The sequence below is a fragment of the Allobosea rubneri genome, assembly GCF_032464875.1.
GTDB classification, from domain to species: Bacteria; Pseudomonadota; Alphaproteobacteria; order Rhizobiales; family Beijerinckiaceae; genus Allobosea; species Allobosea rubneri.
The window spans coordinates 1-512 of sequence record NZ_JAWDID010000153.1; the positions used below are offsets into that span (position 1 = coordinate 1).

General features: G+C 67.2%; 1 protein-coding gene. It reads right to left on the minus strand.

The window, feature by feature from the left end:
- The coding region (locus tag RKE40_RS29720; protein ID WP_449249804.1) for an ATP-binding protein at window positions 1–512 on the minus strand (512 nt) is incomplete at both ends.

A 512-nucleotide genomic window follows, 5' to 3' on the forward strand; every position in this document is an offset into this window, starting at 1 on the left:
GGCTGCGGCAGGGCGAAGCCTTCCGGGAACTCCTCGGCGATGAAGCCGGTCGAGAGCTCGCCGGCAATCCAGCGCGGATGCTGCATCAGCGCCGAAACGAAGGGGATGTTGTGGCGGATGCCGTCGATCGCGAAGGCGTCGAGCGCGCGCGCCTGCGCCCTGATCGCCGCCTCCCGCGTCGGCGCATGCGTCACCAGCTTGGCGATCATCGGGTCGTAATAGATCGAGATCTCGCCGCCCTCGTAGACGCCGGTGTCGTTGCGCACCGTGGCCTCGCCATCCTGGCCCTCGGCGGGCGGGCGATAGGTCACGAGCCGGCCGGTTGAGGGCAGGAAGTTGCGGGTCGGATCCTCCGCATAGACGCGAGATTCCACCGCCCAGCCGCTGAGCTTCACATCCTCCTGGCGGATACCGAGCGTCTCGCCATGGGCGACGCGTATCATCTGCTCGACGAGGTCGATGCCGGTGATCATCTCGGTGACCGGATGCTCGACCTGCAGCCGCGTGTTCAT